We start from the raw sequence: 23,882 nt of genomic DNA on the forward strand, positions 1-23,882 counted from the left end.
TCCGATATACGGTCATGCCGGTTGCCATCATCCGATGCAGCACCTCGTATTGCTGTGATTTGGGACAAGCAGTCCTGGGAAACCCTTCTTATGCGTCCGCAGTTGTTCAAAGCTTTACCTTTAGTCCTCGCGTCCAGTTTTGTCCAAGCACAAACCCTGCCTGAAGCCATGCAGAAAGCCCTGGATGTCCATCCCGAAATCCAGGCTGCGGTAAACAGCCGCCTGGCGGCCGATTACCAGCTCAAGGCGGCCAAGGGCGGCTATTTGCCGCGGGTCGACCTGTTGGGCGGCTATGGTCGCGAAGGCACTGACAGCCCGACGACCCGTGCCGGTTCGAGCAACCACTGGGAGACGCTGAACCGCAGCGAGTCAAGTTTACGTCTCCAGCAGATGGTTTTTGACGGTTTTGCCACCTCCAGTGAAGTGGGGCGTCAACAAGCCACCGTGAACTCCCGGGCGTATTCGCTGCTCGGCACTTCGGAGCGCACCGCGCTGACCGTCGCCCAGGTGTACCTGGACGTGCTGACCCGTCGCGAGTTCGTGCGCCTGGCCGAAGAGAACATGCGCAATCACGAGCGCATCTACGACCAGATCCAGCTGCGCACCCAGCGTGGCGTCGGCAGCCGCGCCGACCTCGACCAGGCCGAAGCGCGCATGGCCCAGGCGCGCAACAACCTGATCACCGAACAGACCAACCTGGCCGACGCCCAGACCAACTACCTGAGCGCGGTCGGCCAGATGCCGGACCAGCTGGAACGTCCGGTCGGCTTCATGGCCCTGTTGCCGGCCACCCTGGACGAAGCCCAGCGCCAGATGCTGGAAAACAGCCCGATCCTGCGTTCGGCCGAGTCCGATATCGTTGCCGCCGAGAAACAGTACGAAGCCGCCAAGTCGACCTTCTACCCGCGCTTCGACGCCGAGCTGGGACGTACCGCCGACAACAACCTGGACGGGATCGACGGTCACAACAACGAATGGCAGGCCATGCTGCGCATGCGCTTCAACCTGTTCGCCGGTGGCAGCAACAAGGCCGACCTGGAATCCAAGGCCTACCAGTCCAACCAGGCACTGGATATTCGTAACAACGCCCTGCGTGTTCTGAATGAAGAGCTAGGCTTGGCGTGGAACGCCTTGAACAATGCGAATGCCCAGGTGCCGATCGCCCAGCAATATGTCGATCGCAGCGCCAGTGTCCGCGAGGCGTACCAGAAGCAATTCAGTCTGGGCGAGCGTACCTTGCTCGACTTGCTCGATAGCGAGAATGAACTGTTCACCGCTTCGCGTCGTTTGGCGGAAATCAAGAACATTCAGTTATTTACTCAGTATCGAATCAAGGCGACCATGGGCGAGTTGCTCAAGAGCCAGGGAGTGGTCGCCCCCATGGCTTCCGTCGTGCAGAACGATGTGAAGCCCAAGGTCCAACTGCCTGGGATGAATTGAGTACATTTCATCCAATTGACAGTTAAAGAGTGCCGAGCGTGGAATCAGAAGTCAGTCGAGTGCAACTCAGCCATGATCCACGCGGCATGCATGACGACCCGCTGCTGGACGCGCTGCTGACCCTGTGTGCGCTGCACCAGAAGCCGGCCAGCGCAGCGATGCTGACCACCGGTTTGCCGTTACCCTCCCAGCGCCTGAGCGCCGAGCTGCTGCCCCGCGCCGCCGCTCGCGCCGGCCTGCAGGGGCGCCTGCTGCGGCGCAAGCTGGAGCAGATTCCCGCCATCGCCATGCCCGCCCTGCTGTTGCTCAAGGACGGCCGCAGCGCCGTCCTGATCGGCTGGCAGGGTGAGGACCGCGCCCGCTTGCTGCTCAGCGAGAGCGACGGCGGCGAGGTCAGCGTCAGCCTCCAGGTGCTGGCCGACGATTACAGCGGGCGAGTGTTTTTCGCTCAGCCGCAGCACAAGTTCGACGTCAACCACGGCTCGCTGATTCCCCGCGCGCGTTCCTGGTTCCGCGACACCCTGAAGCGTTCGCGCTGGCTGTACGCCGACGCCATCGCCGCCAGTTTCCTGATCAACATCATCGCCATGGCCGCGCCGCTGTTCGTGATGAACGTCTACGACCGCGTGGTGCCGAACCAGGCCGCCGCCACCCTGTGGGTGCTGGCCATCGGTATCACCGGCGCCTACCTGTTCGACCTGATCCTCAAGAGCCTGCGCAGCCTGTGCCTGGACCTGGCCGGCAAGAAAACCGACCTGATCATCTCGGCCACCTTGTTCGAGCGCATCGTCGGCATGGCCATGAAATACCGCCCGGCGCGGGTCGGCAGCTTTGCCCAGAACATCCACGAATTCCAGAGCCTGCGCGACTTCCTCGCCTCGCTGACCCTCACCAGCCTGATCGACCTGCCGTTCACCCTGCTGATCTTCCTGGTGATCGCCATTCTCGGCGGGCACCTGGTGTGGATTCCGGTGCTGGCCTTCCCGATTGCCCTGGGTATTGGCTACGCCCTGCAGAAGCCGCTGATCGCGACCATGGAGAAAACCATGGCCCTGGGCGCCGAGCGCCAGTCGAGCCTGATCGAGACGCTGGCCGGGCTGGACGCGGTGAAGGTCAACAACGCCGAAAGCGAACGCCAGTACCAGTGGGAGCAGACCATCGGCACTCTGGGCCGGCTCGAGCTGCGGGTGAAGATGCTGTCCAGCCTGGCGATGAACATCACCTTGCTGATCCAGCAACTGGCCGGGGTGATCATGATCGTCTTCGGCGTGTACCAGATCATCGACGGCAACCTCAGCATGGGCGGCCTGATCGCCTGCTACATGCTCAGCGGCCGCGCCCTCAGCCCGCTGGCGTCGCTGTCCGGCCTGCTGACCCGCTATCAGCAGGCGCGGGTGACCATGACTTCGGTCGACCAGATGATGGAGCTGCCCCAGGAGCGCAACTTCGACGAGCGCCCCCTGAGCCGCAACGTGCTGCAGGGCGCCATCGAGTGCCGGCAGTTGAACTTCACTTACCCGGGGCAACAGAACCCCGCATTGAAGAACATCAACCTGGTGATCAAGCCGGGCGAGAAGATTGGCATCATCGGCCGCAGCGGCTCGGGCAAGAGCTCCCTGGCCAAGCTGCTGGTGGGCCTGTACGCCCCGGACTCCGGCGCCTTGCTGGTGGACGGCGTAGACATCCGGCAGATCGACGTCAGCGAGTTGCGCCACAACATCGGTTACGTGGCTCAGGACATCCAGCTGCTGGCCGGCACCCTGCGTGACAACCTGACTTCCGGCGCCCGTTACGTCGAGGACGAACTGGTGCTGCAGGCCGCCGAACTGGCCGGCGTGCACGAGTTCGCCCGGCTGCATCCGCAAGGCTACGAGCTGCAGGTGGGCGAGCGCGGGCAGAATCTGTCCGGCGGCCAGCGGCAGAACGTGGCCCTGGCCCGTGCCCTACTGCTCAACCCGCCGATCCTGCTGCTGGACGAACCGACCAGCGCCATGGACAACACCGGCGAAGAGCGCCTGAAACAACGCCTGCAAGCCGTGGTGGAAAACAAGACCATGGTGCTGGTCACCCACCGGGCTTCGTTGCTGTCGCTGGTGGATCGCCTGCTGGTGATCGACCGTGGGCAGATCCTGGCCGACGGACCGAAAGCGGTGGTGATGGAAGCGTTGAAGAAGGGGCAGATCAGTGTTGCTTAAGTCCGGTGTCAAAGATTCCATCCTCCGCTACTTCAAAGGCACCGAATCGCTGCATGACCAGCCCCTGCCCGAGGTCAACAAGGCGCTGATCGAAGACGCGCCGCGGGTTATCCGCCTGACCATCTGGGGCATCATCGGTTTCTTCCTGTTCCTGCTGCTGTGGGCCAACTTCGCGGTGATCGACGAGGTGACCAAGGGCGAGGGCAAGGCGATCCCATCGTCCAAGGTGCAGAAGATCCAGAACCTGGAAGGCGGCATCGTTTCCGAGCTGTTCGTCAAGGAAGGCGAGATCGTCGAGGCCGGCGCCCCGCTGATCCGCCTGGACGACACGCGCTTCAAGTCCAACGTCGGCGAAACCGAGGCCGACCGGCTGTCGATGCTGCTGCGCGTGGAGCGCCTGAGCGCGGAGATCGACGACCGTCCGCTGAATTTCCCCGCCGACGCCCTGGAAGCCGCACCCGGCCAGGCCGCCAGCGAGAAGTCGCTGTACGAAAGCCGCCGCCAGCAGCTGCACGACGAAGTCGGCGGCCTGCAGGAACAGCTGATCCAGAAGCAGCAGGAGCTGCGCGAGTTCACCTCCAAGCAGGCGCAGTACCGCCAGCAACTGGGCCTGCAGCGCCAGGAAATCGCCATGTCCGAGCCGTTGGTGGCCCAGGGCGCGGTGTCGCCGGTGGAAGTCTTGCGGCTCAAGCGCGCCGAGGTCGAAACCCGCGGGCAACTGGACGCCACCACCCTGGCGATCCCCCGTGCCGAATCGGCGATCAAGGAAGTGCAGCGCAAGATCGACGAAACCCGCGGCAAGTTCCGCAGCGAAGCCCTGACCCAGCTCAACGAGGCGCGCACCGAACTGAACAAGGCCAGCGCTACCGGCAAGGCCCTGGAAGACCGGGTCAGCCGGACCCTGGTCACCTCGCCGGTGCGCGGCATCGTCAAGCAACTGATGGTCAACACCATCGGCGGCGTGATCCAGCCGGGCAGCGACATGGTGGAAATCGTGCCGCTGGACGACACCCTGCTGGTGGAAGCGAAGATCCGCCCGCAGGACATCGCCTTCCTGCACCCGGGGCAGGAAGCGGTGGTCAAGTTCACCGCCTATGACTACACCATCTACGGCGGCCTGAAGGCCAAGCTGGAGCAGATCGGCGCCGACACCATCACCGACGAAGACAAGAAGACCACCTACTACGTGATCAAGCTGCGCACCGAGCGCAGCCACCTGGGCACCGACGACAAGCCGCTGCTGATCATTCCGGGCATGGTCGCGTCGGTGGACATCATCACCGGCAAGAAAAGCATCCTCAGCTACCTGCTCAAGCCAATCATCCGCGCCCGCGCCGAGGCGCTGCACGAGCGCTGATCTTTAAATCCCATCGCGAGCAAGCTTCGCTCCTACGCTCCCCCTGTAGGAGCGAAGCTTGCTCGCGATGGCGCCAGTTAATTCACCACTGAATTCCCCGCCCGAATCGCCATATCGTTATTCACTAACGGTATTTAAATTTAGTTTCTTATATCTATAAAGTCGTCTCCCTGCGTACCTGCCGACCAATCGGCGCGCCGCACGACAATGAACCCACACGGGACCACCGTGAGTTTCTGATCGACGCGCGCGCCACCGGGCGTGCTTTGCGTGGGAGTGATTTATGTCCGTACCCTCTCCAAGTGCCGCGCCCATCGCCGCACAAGCTTTTGCCATCCGCCCGTTCGACGGCGCCGTCGGTGCCGAGATCGTCGGCCTGGACCTGGCCCTGCCGGTCAGCGACCAGGACTTCGCGCGCATCCACCGGGCGCACCTGGACCATCACGTCGTGGTGTTTCGCGACCAGCGCATCACTCCCGAACAACAGATCGCCTTCAGTCGCCGTTTCGGCGTGCTGCAGATCCACGTGCTCAAGCAGTTCCTGCTGGCCGGGCACCCGGAAATCCTCATCGTTTCCAACATCGTCGAAAACGGCCAGTCCATCGGCCTGGGGGACGCCGGCAAGTTCTGGCATTCCGATCTTTCCTATAAAGAGCTGCCGAGCCTGGGTTCGATGCTGCATGCCCAGGAGCTGCCGTCCGAGGGCGGCGACACCCTGTTCGCCGACATGCACAAGGCCTGGGACAGCTTGCCGCAAGCGCTGCGCAACGCCGTCGAGGGCCGCCAGGCCGCGCATTCCTACACCGCGCGCTACAGCGAGACCAAGTTCGAGGGCAACTGGCGCCCGACCCTGACCCCGGAGCAGCTGGCCCAGGTCCAGGAAGTGGTGCACCCGGTCGTCCGTACCCATCCGGAAAACGGCCGCAAGGCGCTGTTCGTCAGCGAAGGCTTCACCACCCGCATCGTCGGCCTGCCCGAAGACGAGAGCCGTCAGCTGCTGGCCGAGCTGTACGCCCACAGCGTGCTGCCGGAAAACATCTACCGCCATCAGTGGCAGCCCCATGACCTGGTGTTCTGGGACAACCGTTCGCTGATCCACCTGGCCGCCGGCTGCCCCAGCCATCTGCGCCGCAAGCTGTACCGCACCACCATCCAGGGCGACGCCCCTTACTGATCGGCCCCTCACGGCAGGAGAATCACCATGTCCCAACCGACTCAACGCCGCCCGCGCCTGGGCCAACTGGCCGCCGCCATCGGCCTGGGCTTCAGCCTGCTGGCCGGTAGCCTGGTCGCGCCGGCGACGGCCCAGGCCGAAGGCGAGATCCGCATCGCCGAACAATTCGGCATCGTCTATCTGCTGCTCAACGTGGTGCGCGACCAGAACCTGATCGAGAAGCACGGCAAGGAAGAGGGCATCGATATCAAGGTCGACTGGACCCAGTTGTCCGGCGGCGCGGCGGTCAATGACGCCCTGCTTTCCGGCTCCATCGACATTGCCGGGGCCGGTGTCGGCCCGCTGCTGACCATCTGGGATCGCACCCATGGCAAGCAGAACGTCAAGGCCGTGGCGTCGCTGGGCAATTTCCCTTACTACCTGCTGAGCAACAATCCCAAGGTCAAGACCATTGCCGATTTCACCGAGCAGGACCGTATCGCGGTGCCGGCGGTGGGGGTTTCCGTGCAGTCGCGATTCCTGCAGTACGCGGCGGCCAAGCAGTGGGGCGACAAGGAATTCAATCGCCTGGACAAATACACCGTCGCCGTTCCACACCCGGACGCCACGGCGGCGCTGATCGCCGGCGGTACCGAGCTGACCGGGCATTTCTCCAACCCGCCGTTCCAGGACCAGGCCCTGGCCAACCCGAACGTGCACGTGGTGCTCGACACCTACGACCTGCTGGGGCCGAACTCGCCGACGGTGCTGTTCGCCACCGAGAAATTCCGCAACGAGAATCCGAAGACCTACAAGGCCTTCGTCGAGGCGCTGGCCGAGGCCGCCGACTTCGCCCAGAAGGACAAGGGCGCCGCAGCGGACACCTACATCCGCGTGACCAAGGCCAAGATCGATCGCGCGGCCTTGCTGAAAATCATCGACAGCCCGCAGTACGAGTTCACCGTCACGCCGAAAAACACCTACCCGCTGGCCGAGTTCCTCTACCGCGTGGGCGCGATCAAGAACAAACCGCAATCGTGGAAGGACTACTTCTTCCAGGACGCCACCCCGCTGCAAGGGAGCTGACTGCGATGAATGCCCCCTTGCCAGGCCACACGGCCAGCAATCCGACCGCGACCGCGCAGGCGCTGCTTGCGGTCGACCAGGTCAGCCTGGAATACCGCACCCCGCAGCGCGTGGTGCGGGCCACCCACCAAGTCAGTTTCGACGTCGACCCCGCCGACCGTTTCGTCCTGCTCGGGCCTTCGGGCTGCGGCAAGTCGACCCTGCTCAAGGCGGTCGCCGGTTTCATCCCGCCCTGTGAAGGCGAGATCCGCCTGCAAGGGCAACGCGTCAGCCAGCCGGGGCCGGACCGGATCGTGGTGTTCCAGGAGTTCGACCAACTGCCCCCGTGGAAAACCGTGAAGCAGAACGTGATGTTCCCGCTACTGGCGTCCCGGACGTCGAACCGCCGCGACGCCGAGGAGCGTGCGCTGCATTACCTGGACAAGGTCGGCCTGGCGGCGTTCGCCGATGCCTATCCGCATACTTTGTCCGGCGGCATGAAGGCCCGGGTGGCCATTGCCCGGGCCCTGGCGATGCAGCCGAAGATCCTGCTGATGGACGAGCCCTTCGCCGCCCTCGACGCCCTGACCCGGCGCAAGATGCAGGAAGAGTTGCTGCTGCTCTGGGAGGAGGTGCGCTTTACCCTGTTGTTCGTCACTCACTCCATCGAGGAGGCGCTGGTGGTGGGCAATCGCATCCTCCTGCTGTCGCCGCATCCGGGGCGGGTGCGGGCGGAAATCCACAGCCACCAGTACGACCTGCAAAGCCTGGGCGGCGTGGCCTTCCAGCAGACGGCGCGGCGTATCCACCGGCTGCTGTTCGACGAAGGCCAGGCGCCGGAAACCGAGCGCGAGCTGGACTTCACCGATATCCGTATCGCTTATTGAACCTGTAGGCCGACCTTGCATTAGGAGCACCCGATGAGCCATTCACCACCTGTTCGCCAGGAATACGAAGTCGCCCTCGAACCGCTGCTGGCGGTGCCGCTGGAGCGCGACTTGCCGCTGGGCCAGCGCCTCTGGCAGCAGGGCTGGCTGCGCAAGAGCCTGATCCTGGTCGTGCTGGCGCTGCTCTGGGAGGCCGTGGCCCGCTACCAGAACAACGACCTGCTGCTGCCGGGTTTCCTGCAGACCGCCAGCGCGCTGTACCACGGCCTGCTCAGCGGTGAACTGCTGGGCAAGGTCGGCATTTCCCTGGTCGTGCTGCTCAAGGGTTACCTGATCGGCATCGTCCTGGCCTTCGCCCTGACCACCCTGGCGGTGTCGACCCAGGTGGGCCGCGACCTGCTGAGCACCCTGACGTCGATGTTCAACCCGTTGCCCGCGATTGCCCTGCTGCCGCTGGCCCTGCTGTGGTTCGGCCTGGGCGAGAACAGCCTGATTTTCGTGCTGGTGCATTCGGTGCTCTGGGCCTTGGCCCTGAATACCTACGCCGGCTTTCTCGGGGTTTCGGAAACCCTGCGCATGGCCGGGCGCAACTACGGGCTCAAGGGCATGCGCTTCGTGCTGTTCATCCTGATCCCGGCGGCGCTGCCCTCGATCCTCGCCGGCCTGAAAATCGGCTGGGCCTTCGCCTGGCGCACCCTGATCGCCGCCGAACTGGTGTTCGGCGCCAGCAGCGGCAAAGGCGGCCTGGGCTGGTACATCTTCCAGAACCGCAACGAGCTGTACACCGACAAGGTCTTCGCCGGCCTGGCGGTGGTGATCCTGATCGGCCTGCTGGTGGAAAACCTGGTCTTCGACAGCCTCGAACGCATCACCGTAAAACGCTGGGGCATGCAACGCTGAGCACCTGAAATACCGCCGCCCCCGTAGCCGCTGCCGAGCGCCAGCGAGGCTGCGATCGGCCCCGCAGGGGCCGCAAAACCTGGCGATGCATTCCGCCTGGCACCCTGCGTGCGCAGCAGGGGGCAGTATCCGCGGTTGAAATGACCCTGCTAGCATTGCGTCTGACTCACCCCCAGCCAGACACGAGTGCTCAGCATGCAACTTCCAGACATGAACCTGCTGGTCGCCCTCGACGCCCTGCTCGACGAGGGCAGCGTGGTCGGCGCCGCGCGGCGCATGAACCTCAGCCCGGCGGCCATGAGCCGGACCCTCACGCGGATCCGCGAGGCGCTGGGCGACCCGGTCCTGGTGCGCGCCGGCCGCGGCCTGGTGCCCACGCCCAAGGCCCTGGAGCTGCGCGGCCAGGTGCGCGACCTGGTGGAGCAGGCGGCGCTGCTGTTCCGTTCCGCCGACAAGGTGGACCTCGGCACCCTGCGCCGACGCTTCAACGTGCGCGCCAACGACTTTTTCGTTGGCGTCTATGGCGGCCGCCTGATGGACACCCTGGAGCGCCAGGCGCCGCACTGCGAACTGCGTTTCGTCCCCGAAGGCGATGGCGACGACGAGGCCCTGCGGGAAGGGCGGATCGACCTGCGCATCAGCAATACCCGGCCGCTGACGCCGGAAGTGAAGGTGCAGAACCTGTTCTCCACGACCTTCGTCGGCCTGGTCCGCGAGCATCACCCGTTGCTCGACGACGAAATCACCGCCGAGCGTTTTGCCGCGTTTCCGCATATCAGCATGTCCCGGCGCGGTATCGCCCGCGGGCCGATCGACGCCGCGCTCGGCGAACTGGGGCTGGAGCGCCGGGTGCCGCTGGTCGCGCCGAGCTTTCATGCCGCGATGTTCATGCTGCCGGACTCGGACCTGATCCTGCCGGTGCCCAGGGAGACCCTGCTCAGCGTGTCGCGGCTGGGCCTGCGCCTGGGCTCGTTCGCCTTGCCGATCGCGCTGCCGACCCTGGTGCTGACCCAGGCCTGGCACCCGCGCTACGACAAGGACCCGGCCCACAAGTGGTTCCGCGAAACCCTGCGCGCCACCTGCAACGAAACCTGGCACGCCGCGCAACCCCAACCCTGAGCCCGTAGGAGCGAGGCTTGCCCGCGATGAACGATAACGCGGTGCTTCAGATAAACCGCGGTGCTGCCATCGCGGGCAAGCCTCGCTCCTACAGAATCCAAAATCCTCCATCGTTGTGTCTGGCGCACTTATAAGCTGTCGATAAGTCAGTTTTCGTCAGCTTTGCGGCTTCATAAACTGCTCCGGTATCTTTTCTGCGGAGTCGTTTCCCCATGAGTTCCCTTGCCGTGGCTGTGCCGGCACCCCTTGCAGCGGCCAGCAAACCGGCAGCTGCCAGTCCTCCGGTCTTTGGCCCGCGGATCATCATCGGCCTGTTGGGCGTGCTGCTGGCGGTGCTGGTCTCGGGCCTCAACGAAATGGTGACCAAGATCGCCCTGGCCGATATCCGTGGCGCCCTGGCCATCGGTTACGACGAAGGCACCTGGCTGGTGGCCAGCTACACCGCCACCTCGGTGGCGGCCATGGCTTTCGCGCCCTGGTGCTCGGTGACCTTCTCGCTGCGGCGGTTCACCCTGTGCGCCATCGCCCTGTTCACCGTGCTGGGCGTGCTCTGCCCGTTCGCCCCGAACTATGAAAGCCTGTTGCTGCTGCGCACCCTGCAAGGCCTGGCCGGCGGCGCGCTGCCGCCGATGCTGATGACCGTGGCCCTGCGGTTCCTGCCGGCCAACGTCAAGCTCTACGGCCTGGCCGGCTACGCCCTGACCGCGACCTTCGGCCCGAGCCTGGGCACGCCGCTGGCGGCCCTGTGGACCGAATACGTCGGCTGGCAATGGGCCTTCTGGCAGGTGGTTGCGCCGTGCGTGCTGGCGATGCTGGCGGTGGCCTACGGCCTGCCCCAGGACCCGCTGCGCCTGGAGCGCCTCAAGGCCTTCAATTGGCGTGGCCTGCTGTTGGGGTTCCCGGCGATCTGCATGCTGGTGATCGGCATCCTGCAGGGCAACCGCCTGGACTGGTTCAACTCGCCGCTGATCGGCCTGCTGCTGGGAGGCGGAGCCTTGCTGCTGGTGCTGTTCATGTTCAACGAATGGTCGCAGCCGATTCCGTTCTTCAAGCTGCAGATGCTCGGTATCCGCAACCTGTCCTTCGCCCTGCTGACCCTCGCCGGGGTGCTGGTGGTGCTGACCGCGGTGATCATCATTCCTTCGAGTTTCCTGGCCCAGGTCCAGGGCTACCGGCCGTTGCAGACGGCCCCGGTGATGCTGGTGATGGCCCTGCCGCAACTGCTCGCGCTGCCGCTGGTGGCGGCCCTGTGCAACCTGCGCTGGGTCGATTGTCGCTGGGTGCTGGGCATCGGCCTGGGCATGCTGGTGCTGTCGTGCCTGGGGGGCACGCACCTGACGTCGGTGTGGATCCGCGACGATTTCTACCTGCTGCAACTGCTGCAGATCTTCGGCCAGCCGATGGCGGTACTGCCGCTGCTGATGCTCTCCACCGGCAGTATCCAGCCGATCGAGGGGCCGTTCGCTTCCGCCTGGTTCAACACCGTGAAGGGCCTGGCGGCGGTGGTCGCCACCGGGGTGCTGGACGTGCTGACCACCCACCGCCTGCATTTCCACTCGACCCGGCTGGTGGACAGCCTCGGCAACTCGCCGCTGAGCGCCGTCGATGCCAGCAACCTGGCCCAGCGCCTGCACCGCCAGGCCGTGGTGCTGACTTCCGCCGACCTCTACTACGTCATGGCCGGCGTGGCGGCGGCCCTGATCCTGCTGATTTTCTGGATGCCGACGCGGATCTATCCGCCTCGCGCGCCGACTTGAACGCTCACTGAGACAGAAGGTTTTTATGACGATCCACATCAAACACAAAATCGCCGTCAGCGTGGCGGCGGTCGCGGCCCTTGGCGTACTGGTGTACCTGATCACCGGCAAGGCCACCGAGCAGACCACCAACGACGCGTTCGTCAGCGCCGATTACACCCTGGTGGCGCCGCGGGTGGCGGGGTTCATCAAGGAAGTGCTGGTCGAAGACAACCAGCGGGTCAAGGCCGGCCAATTGCTGGCGCTGATCGACGATCGCGACCTGCGCGCCGCGGCCCAGGCGGCGGACGCTGAAACCCTGGTGGCCAAGGCGCAGTTACAGAACGCCCGCGCCACCCTCGACCGGCAGAGTTCGGTGATCGCCCAGGCCCAGGCCTCGGTGGTGGCCGCACGGGCGGAAATGGCCTTCGCCGAACATGAACTGAATCGCTACAACCATCTGGCCGGGGTCGGCGCCGGCACGGTGCAGAATGCCCAGCAAGCCAAGACCCGTATCGACCAGGCCAGCGCGCGGCTGGCCACGGCTACCGCGGCGCTGGCCGCTGAACGCAAGCAGGTGGAAATCCTCACGGCCCAGCGCGATGCCGCCGAGGGCGGCCTCAAGCGCGCCCAGGCGGCTTTGGAAATGGCCAGCTATGAGCTGTCCTACACGCGCATCGTCGCGCCGGTGGACGGCATGGTCGGCGAGCGCGCGGTGCGGGTCGGCGCCTATGTCACCCCGGGCAGCAAGATCCTCGCCGTGGTGCCGCTGGAACAGGCCTATGTGGTGGCCAACTTCCAGGAAACCCAACTGGCGCGCATGCACCCCGGCCAGCCGGTCGAGGTGCGGGTCGACAGCCTGGACGGGCAGACCCTGCACGGGCGGGTCGAGAGCCTGGCGCCGGCCACCGGGGTGACCTTCGCCGCGGTCAAGCCGGACAACGCCACCGGCAACTTCACCAAGGTGGTGCAGCGCATTCCGGTGAAGATCCTGCTGGAGCCCGGCCAGCCGCTGGTGGAGCGTCTGCGGGTGGGGATGTCGGTGGAGGCCAGTGTCGATACCCTCGGCAACGCCGCCTCGGTGCGCGAGGTGGCGAAGCGATGAGTCGTCGTTACCTGCTCCAGCCGGCGTTTGCCCTGAGCCTGTTGTCCCTGGCGGCCTGCAGTGTCGGCCCGGATTTCCAGCGTCCCGAGGGGCCGCGGGTCGATGCCTGGGCCTCACCGCAAAAGGCCGCGCCGAGTCAGGTGGTCGACAGCCCCCTGGACGAGCGTTGGTGGGACGTGTTCAACGATCCGCAGCTGTCGGCCCTGAGCCGGCGCGTGCTGACCGACAACCTCGACCTGCAACTGGCCAGCAGCCGCCTGGAGCAGAGCCGTGCGGCGCGCCAGGTGGTCACCGCCGAGCGTTATCCGACCACCAGCGCCAGCGGCGGCTATGCCCGCAAGCGCAACAGCGGCGAAGGCCTCAACGATCCGTCGGGCCACGAGGGCAAGTCCGCCTTCAACCTGTGGGACGCTGGCTTTTCGGCCTCCTGGGAGCTGGACTTCTGGGGCCGCGTACGACGGGAAACCGAGGCCGCCGACGCGACCCTGGAAGTCGCCGAGAACGATCGCCGTGGCGTGCTGTTGTCGGTGCTGGCCGAGACGGCCCAGGACTACATCCAGCTGCGTGGCGTGCAGAGCACCCGGGCGGTGACCGAGCAGAACCTCGACGTCGCCCGCCACAGCCTGAAGCTCTCGCAACTGCGCCTGGCCGACGGCGTGGCCACCGACCTGGACGTGGCCGAAGCCGCTGCGCAAGTGGCAACCATCGAGTCGCAACTGCCCGCCCTGCAGCAACGCCAGGCGCAACTGATCAACGCCCTGAGCCTGTTGCTGGGCGAACCGCCCCAGGCCCTGCACGCCGAACTCGCGGCGGACGCGCCAGTGCCACAGACCCCGCGCCAGGTCGCCATCGGCCTGCCCTCGCAACTGGCCGAACGCCGCCCGGACATCCGCCAGGCCGAAGCCCGCCTGCATGCCGCCACCGCCAGCATCGGCGTGGCCCAGGGCGATTTCTATCCGCGCATCACCCTGTCCGGCAACTTCGGCTCCCAGGCCATGCAATTGTCGGATTTCGGTTCCTGGGGCTCGCGGCAGTTCGGCATCGGCCCGCAGTTCAGCCTGCCGCTGTTCGACGGCGGCCGCCTGCGCGGCATGCTGCATTTGCGCGAGGCCCAACAGCAGGAAGCGGCCATCGCCTACCAGCAGACCGTGCTGCGTGCCTGGCACGAAATCGACGACCAGCTGACCCGCTACAACAGCAGCCAGCTGCGCCGTGACAGCCTCGCCGAAGCCGTGCGGCAGAACCAGATTGCCCTGCGCACCGCGCAACAGCAGTACGTCGAAGGCGTGGTGGATTTCGTCAACGTCCTGACCGTCCAGGGCGCCTTGCTGGCGACCCAGGAACAACTGGTGGAAAGCTCGACCGGCGTGTCGCTGGCCATGGTCGGCCTGTACAAGGCGCTGGGCGGGGGCTGGGAGTCGGTGTATCCGTTGGCGGACGCGCGGTCTTGATGCGTCTCACCAATACCCGGGCTTGATGGCTGGCGCCTTGTGCGTCGGGACCCGCTCCGGGAATTGGTGGCGCTGCAACTCGTCGGTGGTAACGACCCGGCGCATCCAGTGTGCACAGGCTTTCAGCGAGCCTGGCGCGGGGCGTTTGAATTCAGGTCGGTGAGGGAGGATCACGCCCAGTGTCAGTTGCGGGAAATCCGCGCGGATAGCCTTCAGTGCCGGCGTCATGTCGGTATCGCCAGAAACCAGGACCAGTTGTTCGATGGGCGCGCAATGTGTGGTGCTAGCCTGTCGGGCGGCGAGGCGATACAGGCTGATCGCGATATGCACGTCGGTTTCTTTTTCTTCGAGTTTCCAGATATCGACCTTGTCCTGCCGCGAAGCCCCGATCTTTTTGTCGATGAAACGCGGCGCCCGGGCGGGTTCCAACTGGTGCCGTCCGAAGTGCACGCATACCTTGGCAGCTTTCAGGGCGCGTATGTATGTGTCCTGGGCTTCCTTGGAAAGCCGGCCACGGGTCGCGAGTTCGGGTTTTACCGAGGAGGTGAAATAGTCCACCGAAACCAGCTCGCTGGCTGGGTTCTCGACATGCACGATATGCGCGAGCAGTTGGGGCAGATCCAGCCACTTGTACGGCGTACCGGCCAGCAGCCCGTAAAACAGGTTGTAGCCGTCAACGAAGAAGGCGGTGCGCACGATTCCAATCCCTGGAAACGAAAAAACCGGCCTGGGCCGGTTTTTTCACCCCAACGGCCAGCGAACTTAATTGCTGCGTACGGGGTTGAGTTGTGGGTCGATCCTAAGTTCGAAGGGCTGACTGCGTCAACCGTGCCCCGACTTAAGGTTTCAATCTGCAAAGGTTCCGAGCCTGTGCCAGCTGTTTTGCCTGCGTGGTGCCAGCGCGTCAAGGATCGACGGGAACCGATCTATTAGGGCGTATTGCGGTGGCCTCCGGTGTCGGTGGCGGGTTCTGCAAAAACACCACATACCCCCGGAACCACGGGCTGTCTTGCAGGTAGCTCGGCTCCTGCCATTGGCCACCCTGGATCAGCCCCACCTTGTAGGGCAGGCCCATGCGGTCGAGGCGGGGCAGGTAGGTGGCGTAGTTGGCGATGCTGTGGCGGCCCTGGTAGGTCTGTACCACCACCTCGTCGACCACGCCCTTGAGGCCGGCGATGGCGTCGGGGCTGGCGTTGCTGCTCCAGTCCAGCAGGCCGGTGATGCTCAGGCGGTACTGCGCGGGCAGGCGCTGGCGCAGGTCGCGCAGGAAGCTGGCGTATTCGTCGAGGTAGCGGGTGCGGGCGTCGAAATCGATCTGGATGCCCACCACCGGGTTGCCGGCCTGCCGCCAGCGTTGCACCTGGCCGAGCAACTGGCGGTAGACCGTTTCCGGCCAGTGCAGGGTGTGGGCGCGATACACCACCCAGACCTCGCCCTGGCGCAGGCGCGGAATGGCCATGCCCTGGGCGATGAAGTGCACCTTGCCGCTCGGGTCGCGCCGTGAGCGGCTGACCTGCCCTTGCAGGATGTACAGGCTCTTGGCCTGGCTCAGCACCGGCTGCGGGGCGACCCCGCTCCACAGCCAGAAGGCATCATGCTCACGGGCGTCGACCGCGGCCTGGGCGCTGGCGCCGAGCAGCAGCCCCAGCGCCAGCAGGTAGCGTCGCAGGCTCGCCATGCTTACCAGTAGTACTGCAGCGACTTGCCCCACTGGGTGTCGGCGAGGCTGCCTTTCAACTGGCGGAACCAGGCCTTGCGCACTGCCGGTTCCACGTCTTCGCCCCCGCAGCGGTTGTTGCCCGACGATGCATAGCAATTGATCGCGCGGTACAGGGCATAGGCGCGGTCGTTGCGCGACGCCTTGGGGTTGGCGATCACCTGTTTGTAGCCCTCGAGGCGGGAGAACGGTTCGCCCTTGAAGGCCGACGGCGTGCCGCCCAGGGACTGGCCGTCGGGCTGTTGGTCCAGGGGCATGCTGTCCAGGTCGTTGCGCAGGACGAACTCACCCAGGCAGTTCAGGCCTTGCGGGTCTTTTCCATCCTTTGCCAGTGTCGCCGCGGTCTCCGCGATGCTCGGGCAGACGTAGCCGGAGCCGGCAGCGGCGCCGTTCCAGTGGAACAGTTGGAGTGGCCGGCCGTTGCTGAAGACATAACCCAGGCTGTAGCCGAGCTTGTCTTCCGGGGCGTCGGCGGGCAGTTGCGCCAGGTCGCTGGCAAAGTCTGCGTACTGGCGGCGCATCAGGTCCTTGTAGAGCAGCACGAATTGCGCGGTGGCGCGCTCCAGCGGGTCGGCGGCCTGGCCGATCTGCTGGCGCAACAGCTCGGCGCCCGCCACATGGCGCAGCAGGATAAGGCGCACCTGTGGGGTTTTGATCGGCGAGTCGGTGGCGAACACCTTGGCCAGTTGCTGGCTGCGTTCGTAGTTCATCGCCAGGGCCAGCTCCAGCTGTTCCCGTTGCAGCGGTTGCTTGGCCAGCGGTAGCAACTGCAGCCACAGGGCCTGGGCGCCAGGGCCGTCGTTCTTCGCTTCCAGGGCCAGGCCGCGCAGGGTCTGCTGGCTGAAGGCGAGGTAGTCGAGGCTGGCTGGCGGCTCGGCGGGCAGCAGTTTCAGCGCGGCGTCCGGGTTGTGCTCGACGTAGAAGGCGAAGGCGGCCTGCAGATAGTCGTACAGCGCCGGTTGCGTGGCGAACACGGCCTTTTGTTGCTGCAAGGCTTCGCGGGTCAGTGGCGATTCGGGCTGGCCGCGCATCCACATCAGGTCGTTGACCGCCAGCAGCAGGGGCGTGTCGAAGGGGCTGCGGTTGACGATCAGCAGCTTGTTGTCGACTTCCTCCACCAGTTCGTCCAGCGACAGGTTGCGCTGGTCGTCCTTGGCCTGGGTCATCTGCCAGGCGTAGTCGGCGGCCAGCTTGTCCGTATTGCCGTCCAGCCAGTGCACCCGGCGCAGCAGGCCCTTGGCCGACACGGCGTAGGCGCCCTGTGGATAAGCTTGCAGGTAGCTTTCCAGGCCGGTTTCGGCCCGTTGCAGCGACGACTCATCCACCTGTTCCAGGGTGGGCATGCCGTACTCGTCGAAAGCGTTTTGCTGGGCGCCGTTGAGGGTGCTGCGGGCGCTCATGTACAGGGCGGTTTCTTTCAGCCAGGCGTTCGGGCTGTCCTTGAGGCTGGCGAACCCTGCGTCGGCTTCGCTGAAGCGCCCGCTGTAGAAGTCGCCGGCGGCCTGTAGATAAGTGGCGAATCCCTTGCCCAGCGGGGTCTGCACCGTGGCGGGCAACAGGCTGGCCAGTTGCGGGCTGTCCCAGCTGCAGGCCGCGAGCAGGTTGACCCGGCTCTGCGCCAGGGCCTGGCGTTCGCCGGTCGGCAGGTCGGCGGCGATCAGTTGGTCGATGAACGCCTGGGCGCTGGCGTCCGAGTTGCTGCGGCAACGGCTGCCTTCGCCGGAGAGAAAGGCATCGCCGGCCGCTTGCGGGGTCTCACGCACCACCTGCAGGGCTTCCAGGCGGCCATTGAGGTCCGTGTCATCCGTGGCCGGCGTCTGCTCGGCGCTGGCCGCCGAGGCCAGGCTCCAGACCCCGAACGGCACCGGGCCATAACCTTCGTCCAATTCGTCGGTGCCGGGTACTTTTGGCGCCACGGGCAGGGCGCCGCTGTCGGCCAGCAACAGGCGCAGGTTCACCCGGCTGTCGTTGCCCGGGTTGAGAAACGGCAGGTTGCTGCAGATGTCGAGGTGGCCCTTGACCAGAGTCCAGCTGGGGTAGCAGGAATCGTCGGAGCTGGCCTGGGCCGGGGGGCTGGAGAGAGTGCCGAGCAGGGCGCCGAGCGCCAGTGTCAGAGACGACAAAAGACCGATACGCATGAATTGTCCTTAATCCGAAGCCGTGGAAACGGGGGGGCGCAAGTGTGGTGCGAATCATACAGAAGGTCCCCGATGGCATCTAAAATACTCACACGCACCGATGCGGGCGGCGCTTCGTCGCTGGGGACGGGCCTGGGGCTTGACCCTCAGAGGCGGGCTTGTTGACAGCCTTGGTTGGCGTCGATGCTCCTCTGCCAGTCGCCCCAGGGCGAGAGGCGCTTTGTAAGGGGCTCGAAAACAGCGATGCTGTGGCGGAAAAAGGCGGGGTCAGGAGGGTCACCATGGAGTTTCGCAGAGAGCCGCACTGGTTGCGTCCGGTCGCGCCGCACCTGGCCGGGCACCGGGCGCTCGAGGGGCGCGGCCTGCTTGTGGTGCTGCGGGCCTACTGGCTGTTGCCGATCCTGTTGCTGGCGGCGGCCGCGCGCTTCTACGACCTGACCGCGGCCGCCATCTGGGGCGACGAAGGCTCCAGCCTGCTGCTGAGCCAGTATTCTCTGGGCGAGATCTGGGTGCATGCCGCCCATGACGTGCACCCACCGCTGTATTTCATGCTGCTGCATGGCTGGATCGCGGTGTTCGGCGACGGCATCCTGGCGATCCGCAGTTTCAGCGCCTGGCCGGGCATCCTCTGTGTCGGGCTGGGGGTGTGGCTGGTGGCGCAGGTCGCCAATCGTCGCGCGGCGATCCTGGCCGGGGTCCTGCTGGCGCTGCTGCCCACTGCCGTGCGCTACAGCCAGGAAGTGCGCATGTATGCGCTGCTGGGGGTATGGCTGCTCGGCGCGACCCTTGCCCTGGTGTACTGGGTCCGGCAGCCGTGGCGCCGGCGCTACCTGGTGTATTACACGCTGCTGATGAGCGCGGCGTTCTACACCCACTATTTCACCGCGCTCTGCGTACTCGCCCACTGGTCGTACCTGGGGCTGCTGCGCCTGCAGGCGAGCCCCGCCAACCGGACCCTCAACCTGCCGGGCTGGTGGCTAGCCAATGTGGCTATCGTGCTGCTGTTCGCGCCCTGGCTGCCGGGGCTGGTGGACCTGGTCCGGCATCTCGACCAACTGAAGGCCAATGGCGACGTCGGCTGGGAGCCGGCGGTGGAACTGGTCTCGCTGCCCTCGATGATCTGGCAACTGCTGACCCAGGACGAGGGCGACAGCCTCCCGCCCTTGCTGTTCGCCAGCCTGCCGCTGCTGATGCTGGGGGTTGTCGCCCTGGTGGCCTGGCGCGATCGCTCGCCCTGGCGACTGCACTGGCTGCTGGCGACCTACAGCACGCTGCCGCTGGTGCTGGTGTTCGCGGTGTCGTTCATTTCGCCGGTGTTCATCGAGCGCTACCTGACGGCCTATGCCCTGGGCCTGCCGCTGTTGGTTGCGATTGCGCTGGACCAGCTGCTGGAGCACGCCCGCCCCCTGGCGCTGGCGCTCCTGCTGCTGTTTGGCGGGGCCGAGGCGCTGGGGCTGAAGAACAACGCCACCGTGGACAGCAATGACCAGATCAGCGTGCTGGTGGACTACGTGAACCAGCGCTACGTGGCCGGCGACCGGATCGTCACCAGCGACCTGCTGTGGTACCTGAGTTACGTCTATTACAACCGCACCGACGCCCAGCCACTGCTCTACACCCCGCCGACCCCTGCCGGGGTCTCGACCCGGCCCAATGCCTACGGCTTCGGCACCCTGGTCGACCAACAGGCCGCTACCCTGTATGTCGACTCCCTGTCGGCGCTGCCGCTGGGCACCGGCCGCGTCTGGCTGATCAGCACCGCCGACCAGCCCGACGAGTTCGCGCCGCTGCCGGCCCACTGGCGGCAAAGCGCCGAATTCATGGCCGGCAACGTCAAGGCGCGGCTGCTGCTGATGTGTGGCGCGGGTGTCAGTCCTTCGCCGAGCCCTCCGCCATGCCCTTGAGCAGTTCGATGGGCAGCGGGAAGACGATGGTCGAGCTTTTGTCGCCGGCAATCGAGCCCAGGGTCTGCATGTAGCGCAACTGCATGGCGCCGGGTTGCCGGCCGAGCATTTCGGCGGCCTGCATGAGTTTTTCCGAGGCCTGCAGTTCGCCCTCGGCATGGATGACTTTCGCCCGGCGCTCGCGCTCGGCTTCGGCCTGCTTGGCGATGGCGCGGATCATCGACTCGTTGAGGTCGACGTGCTTGATCTCGACGTTCGCCACCTTGATGCCCCAGGCGTCGGTCTGCGCGTCGAGCACCTGCTGGATGTCGGCGTTGAGGCGCTCGCGCTCGGCCAGCAATTCATCCAGCTCATGCTTGCCCAGCACCGCGCGCAGGGTGGTCTGGGCCAACTGGCTGGTGGCCATGAGGAAGTCCTCGACCTGGATGATCGCCTTTTGCGCGTCCAGCACGCGAAAGTACAGGACCGCGTTGACCTTGACCGAAACGTTGTCGCGGGTAATCACATCCTGCGGCGGCACGTCGAGCACCACGGTGCGCAGGTCGACGCGGACCATCTGCTGCACGACCGGGATCAACAGCACCAGTCCCGGCCCCTTGACCCGCCAGAACCGCCCGAGCTGGAACACCACCGCGCGTTCGTATTCGCGCAGGATGCGAAACGTCGAGACCAGTAGCGCCAGCAGCAACGCCAGCAGCGCGCCAAAACCCAATTCCAGACCCATTTCATCCTCCTCGCGGCGCGGCTTCGGCCGTCGTCACTTCCAGCAGCAGCCCGTTGCGCGCCACCACCTTTATAGGTTGGCCGGCCTGCAGCGGCGTCGCGCTCAGGACCTGCCAGTGTTCGCCCTGCAGCAGCACCCAGCCGTTGCAGGGATTGCCCGTTTGTACCGCAGTGATGGTCGTGACGCTGCCCACCAGTCCGGCATCGCCAGCCACCTGCTGGCGCTGTCGCGTGCGCAGCGCCAGGCCCGCCAGCGCCGCCAGCAACAGCGCGCTGATCACGGCCAGGCTGACGATCAGCGGCAGGGGGATGCCGTAGCCCGGCACCTCGGTGTCCATCAGGATCACTGCGCCGACCACGAAGGCAACGATGCCGCCCAGGCCGACGACGCCGAAGGTCGGGAGAAAGGCTTCGGCCACCATGAAGGCGATGCCCAGCAGGATCAGGGCCACGCCGGCATAGTTCACCGGCAGCAGTTGCAAGGCGTAGAGGCCGAGCAACAGGCAAATGCCGCCAAGCACGCCGGGCACCGCGGTGCCCGGATTGACGAATTCGAAGAACAGCCCGTAGATGCCGATCATCATCAGGATCAGCGCCACGCTGGGGTGGGTGATGACCGACAGCAGTTGCGTGCGCCAGTCCGGGTCGTGATGGATCACCGCGGCGCCCAGGGTATGCAGCTGGACGGCCTGGCCGGCGGCGTTGAGGGTCTTGCCGTCGAGTTGCCGGAGCAGGCCGTCGAGGTCGTCCGCGACGTAGTCCACCACCTTGAGCTTCAAGGCTTCCCGGGCCGGCAGGCTGACTGCCTCGCGCACCGCCTGTTCCGCCCATTCGGCGTTGCGCCCGCGCAGTTGCGCCAGGCCGCGGATATAGGCCGCGGCGTCGTTGATCTGCTTGTGGGTGAGGGTGTCGGCAGGCGGTGGCGGGGCTTTGTCCGAGCGCGGCGCGGCGGGCGGATTGGCGTCGGGGTCGGGCTGGCCCGGCATGCCGACCCGGACCGGCGTGGCCGCCCCGAGGTTGGTGCCCGGCGCCATGGCGGCGACATGGCTGGCATACAGGATATAGGTGCCGGCGCTGGCGGCGCGGGCCCCGCCGGGGGCGACGAAACTGGCCACCGGCACCGGGCTGGCGAGGATCGCCTTGATGATCGAGCGCATCGAGGTGTCGAGGCCGCCCGGGGTGTCGATGCCCAGCACCACCAATTGCGCGTGTTCGTCGACGGCCTTGCCCAGGCCGCGCACGACATAGTCGGCGCTGGCGGGGCTGATCACGTCGTTGACGGTGAGCACCACCACCGGATTCGCGGCCAGGGCGTGCCCGGTCGGCCCGCCGATCAGCAATCCCAGCAGCAATGTCTGCAGCCCTGCCCGCCACCCGCGCCCGTTCATGCGGCTCTCCCGGAGCGTCATGCGTCAGTCGTTCGTTGGTCTTGCCCTTGAGTCTAGTAGAGCCGGGGTTCGCTCGAACCCTGGGCAGGGGGGGCGCCGTTCGGAAGATCGTCGGTGGCGGCAGACGGTGCGTCCTAGACTGTGGAAAGAAGCGACCGTTCGCCCATCCACAGTCCTGCGAAGCCGTTCAGGACACCGAGGTGCATCATGCGTATGGCAAGAACCGTGCAACGCAGCCTGGAACAGGCGCATTGCGATTTCGAGGTGGTGGCCCACCCGCATTCGGCGAGCAGCCTGGAGACCGCCCGGGTGGCGGGCGTTCCCGCCGAGCGCGTGGCCAAGTCGGTGATCCTCGACGACCATCACGGCCACTATCTGATGGCGGTGTTACCGGCCAGCCGGCACCTGGACCTGAGCAAGATCCGCGGCAGCAGCGAATGGCAGATCACCCGGGAAAGTACCCTGGCGCACCTGTTCAACGACTGCGAGCGCGGCGCGGTGCCGGCCCTGGGCGAATCCTATGGCCTGAACGTGGTGATCGACCCGCTGCTGACCCGCCAGCAAGATATCTACGTGGAGGCCGGCAACCACAACAACCTGGTGCATCTGAGCATGGACGAATACCTGAAAATGGTGCCCCATGCCGAGGTGTGCGAGGTCAGCTACTAAGGTCGGCCCGCTACCTGCCAATCCCGCCCAGGAGCCCACCATGGAATCCCCATCCCACAGCCTGCCCGCGCTGTTCAAGCAACTCGGCCTGCCCGACGATCCTGTCGGCATCGACCGTTTCATCGCCACCCATTCGCCACTGAAACCGGAACTGCACCTGGCGGATGCCTTCTTCTGGACCCGCAGCCAGGCGGATTTCCTGCGCAACGAGATCCTCGACGACGCCGACTGGGCGGAAGTGGTGGATCAGCTGGATGTGTTGTTGAGGAAGGGGAGAGGGGGTTGAGGCGAACGGATTGATACCGCTCCTTAAATAGACCAGAATTAAGACCAAATTTGAGGTCTTAATTATGCAAAGCGTATTGGCTGATAAAGCTGTCAGCGTGTCTGAACTGAAAAAAAATCCCTCGGCCGTCCTGAATGGCGCGCACGGTGGCCCGGTTGCAGTGCTCAATCACAATCGGGTCATGGGGTATATGGTTCCGGCCGATGTGTTCGAAGCCTTGATGGAACGTCTTGATGACCTGGAGCTGGCGGAGATTGTGCGCGCGCGTCGTCATGAGACGCCGATCCCGGTAAGCCTGGATGACTTATAAGCTCCAGTTCCTGCCTTCGGCCCGCAAGGAATGGGACAAGCTCGGGCATACCCTGCGCGAGCAATTCAAGAAGAAGCTGGCCGAGCGACTGGAAATGCCCCGGGTGCCAGCAGATGCCCTGCACGGCATGGCGGACTGCTACAAGATCAAACTCAAGGCCTCGGGTTATCGCCTGGTCTACCAGGTGATCGAGGATCAGGTCGTGGTCTCGGTGGTGGCCGTGGGCAAACGTGAACGCAGTGCCGTGTATGAGCGGGCACGAAAGCGTTGAAGCGATTTCCTCGGCCGACGGTCGAGCAATTGTTTCAAAACTTGACTGAAATTCGTGCAGCATTGATA

The 23,882-nt window shown here is 65.5% G+C and carries 21 protein-coding genes; 16 read left to right on the top strand and 5 right to left on the bottom strand.

Annotation, left to right across the window (positions count from 1 at the left end):
• The first annotated feature begins 90 nt into the window (after positions 1–90).
• The 11 genes from TO66_RS00700 (at position 91) to TO66_RS00750 (ending at position 14,408) form a co-directional block, all read left to right on the top strand.
• Complete coding sequence (locus TO66_RS00700; protein WP_044460507.1) at positions 91–1,440, top strand: TolC family outer membrane protein; 1,350 nt, start codon at positions 91–93, stop codon at positions 1,438–1,440.
• Positions 1,441–1,478: 38 nt separating this feature from the next.
• Positions 1,479–3,635, top strand: coding sequence for a type I secretion system permease/ATPase (locus TO66_RS00705; RefSeq protein WP_044460508.1), 2,157 nt, complete (start codon positions 1,479–1,481; stop codon positions 3,633–3,635).
• Positions 3,625–4,992, top strand: coding sequence for an HlyD family type I secretion periplasmic adaptor subunit (locus TO66_RS00710; RefSeq protein WP_044460509.1), 1,368 nt, complete (start codon positions 3,625–3,627; stop codon positions 4,990–4,992). The genes TO66_RS00705 and TO66_RS00710 overlap by 11 nt, the downstream gene beginning before the upstream one ends.
• A gap of 283 nt (positions 4,993–5,275) precedes the next feature.
• Complete coding sequence (locus TO66_RS00715) at positions 5,276–6,166, top strand: TauD/TfdA family dioxygenase (protein ID WP_044460510.1); 891 nt, start codon at positions 5,276–5,278, stop codon at positions 6,164–6,166.
• A 27-nt stretch (positions 6,167–6,193) separates the two neighbouring features.
• Positions 6,194–7,231 (top strand): ABC transporter substrate-binding protein, encoded by a 1,038-nt coding sequence (locus TO66_RS00720; RefSeq protein ID WP_044460511.1) that lies wholly within the window; start codon positions 6,194–6,196, stop codon positions 7,229–7,231.
• A 5-nt stretch (positions 7,232–7,236) separates the two neighbouring features.
• A complete protein-coding gene (locus TO66_RS00725; protein WP_044460512.1) occupies positions 7,237–8,097 on the top strand; it encodes an ABC transporter ATP-binding protein in 861 nt (286 codons plus the stop codon).
• A 33-nt stretch (positions 8,098–8,130) separates the two neighbouring features.
• Positions 8,131–8,997, top strand: a complete 867-nt coding sequence (locus TO66_RS00730) for an ABC transporter permease (RefSeq protein WP_044460513.1) — start codon at positions 8,131–8,133, stop codon at positions 8,995–8,997.
• A 195-nt stretch (positions 8,998–9,192) separates the two neighbouring features.
• On the top strand, positions 9,193–10,116 hold the full coding sequence (locus TO66_RS00735; RefSeq protein ID WP_044460514.1) for a LysR family transcriptional regulator: 924 nt from the start codon (positions 9,193–9,195) through the stop codon (positions 10,114–10,116).
• A 212-nt stretch (positions 10,117–10,328) separates the two neighbouring features.
• Positions 10,329–11,873 carry an MFS transporter gene (locus TO66_RS00740; protein ID WP_044460515.1) on the top strand — a complete coding sequence of 515 codons (1,545 nt, stop codon included), beginning with the start codon at positions 10,329–10,331 and terminating at the stop codon, positions 11,871–11,873.
• A gap of 25 nt (positions 11,874–11,898) precedes the next feature.
• Positions 11,899–12,957 (top strand): HlyD family secretion protein, encoded by a 1,059-nt coding sequence (locus TO66_RS00745; RefSeq protein WP_044460516.1) that lies wholly within the window; start codon positions 11,899–11,901, stop codon positions 12,955–12,957.
• Positions 12,954–14,408 carry an efflux transporter outer membrane subunit gene (locus TO66_RS00750; RefSeq protein WP_044460517.1) on the top strand — a complete coding sequence of 485 codons (1,455 nt, stop codon included), beginning with the start codon at positions 12,954–12,956 and terminating at the stop codon, positions 14,406–14,408. Before TO66_RS00745 ends, TO66_RS00750 begins: the two co-directional genes overlap by 4 nt.
• A gap of 6 nt (positions 14,409–14,414) precedes the next feature.
• Here the strand turns inward: TO66_RS00750 and TO66_RS00755 are convergent, their stop codons facing one another.
• The 3 genes from TO66_RS00755 to TO66_RS00765 form a co-directional block, all read right to left on the bottom strand.
• Positions 14,415–15,104 carry an NYN domain-containing protein gene (locus tag TO66_RS00755; RefSeq protein WP_044460518.1) on the bottom strand — a complete coding sequence of 230 codons (690 nt, stop codon included), beginning with the start codon at positions 15,102–15,104 and terminating at the stop codon, positions 14,415–14,417.
• A 208-nt stretch (positions 15,105–15,312) separates the two neighbouring features.
• Positions 15,313–16,086 carry a DUF3142 domain-containing protein gene (locus TO66_RS00760; RefSeq protein WP_044460519.1) on the bottom strand — a complete coding sequence of 258 codons (774 nt, stop codon included), beginning with the start codon at positions 16,084–16,086 and terminating at the stop codon, positions 15,313–15,315.
• A 2-nt stretch (positions 16,087–16,088) separates the two neighbouring features.
• Positions 16,089–18,263: a hypothetical protein gene (locus TO66_RS00765; protein WP_044460520.1), complete on the bottom strand. Its 2,175-nt coding sequence runs from the start codon at positions 18,261–18,263 to the stop codon at positions 16,089–16,091.
• A 281-nt stretch (positions 18,264–18,544) separates the two neighbouring features.
• On the opposite strand from TO66_RS00765, the gene TO66_RS00770 reads away from it, so the two are divergent.
• Positions 18,545–20,167 (top strand): glycosyltransferase family 39 protein, encoded by a 1,623-nt coding sequence (locus TO66_RS00770; protein WP_044460521.1) that lies wholly within the window; start codon positions 18,545–18,547, stop codon positions 20,165–20,167.
• On the opposite strand, the gene TO66_RS00775 is transcribed toward TO66_RS00770, so the two are convergent.
• Together TO66_RS00775 and TO66_RS00780 are read right to left on the bottom strand one after the other, a co-directional pair.
• On the bottom strand, positions 20,133–20,891 hold the full coding sequence (locus TO66_RS00775) for a slipin family protein (protein WP_044460522.1): 759 nt from the start codon (positions 20,889–20,891) through the stop codon (positions 20,133–20,135). The genes TO66_RS00770 and TO66_RS00775 overlap by 35 nt on opposite strands.
• 1 nt (position 20,892) lies before the next feature.
• Positions 20,893–22,278 (bottom strand): nodulation protein NfeD, encoded by a 1,386-nt coding sequence (locus TO66_RS00780; RefSeq protein ID WP_044460523.1) that lies wholly within the window; start codon positions 22,276–22,278, stop codon positions 20,893–20,895.
• 207 nt (positions 22,279–22,485) lie between these two features.
• Here TO66_RS00780 and TO66_RS00785 point away from each other — a divergent pair, with 207 nt between their 5' ends.
• The 4 genes from TO66_RS00785 (at position 22,486) to TO66_RS00800 (ending at position 23,814) form a co-directional block, all read left to right on the top strand.
• The gene (locus TO66_RS00785) at positions 22,486–22,947 is read left to right on the top strand and encodes an aminoacyl-tRNA deacylase (RefSeq protein WP_044460524.1); all 462 of its coding nucleotides are present in this window, start codon (positions 22,486–22,488) and stop codon (positions 22,945–22,947) included.
• Positions 22,948–22,987: 40 nt separating this feature from the next.
• Positions 22,988–23,233, top strand: a complete 246-nt coding sequence (locus tag TO66_RS00790; RefSeq protein ID WP_044460525.1) for a DUF2789 domain-containing protein — start codon at positions 22,988–22,990, stop codon at positions 23,231–23,233.
• A gap of 64 nt (positions 23,234–23,297) precedes the next feature.
• Complete coding sequence (locus TO66_RS32145) at positions 23,298–23,543, top strand: type II toxin-antitoxin system prevent-host-death family antitoxin (protein WP_082061026.1); 246 nt, start codon at positions 23,298–23,300, stop codon at positions 23,541–23,543.
• Entirely contained in the window at positions 23,533–23,814 is a 282-nt protein-coding gene (locus tag TO66_RS00800) for a type II toxin-antitoxin system RelE/ParE family toxin (protein WP_009041601.1), read from the top strand. The genes TO66_RS32145 and TO66_RS00800 overlap by 11 nt, the downstream gene beginning before the upstream one ends.
• Positions 23,815–23,882 lie beyond the last annotated feature (68 nt).

The sequence above is a fragment of the Pseudomonas sp. MRSN 12121 genome (assembly GCF_000931465.1).
In the GTDB taxonomy this organism is placed as follows: Bacteria; Pseudomonadota; Gammaproteobacteria; order Pseudomonadales; family Pseudomonadaceae; genus Aquipseudomonas.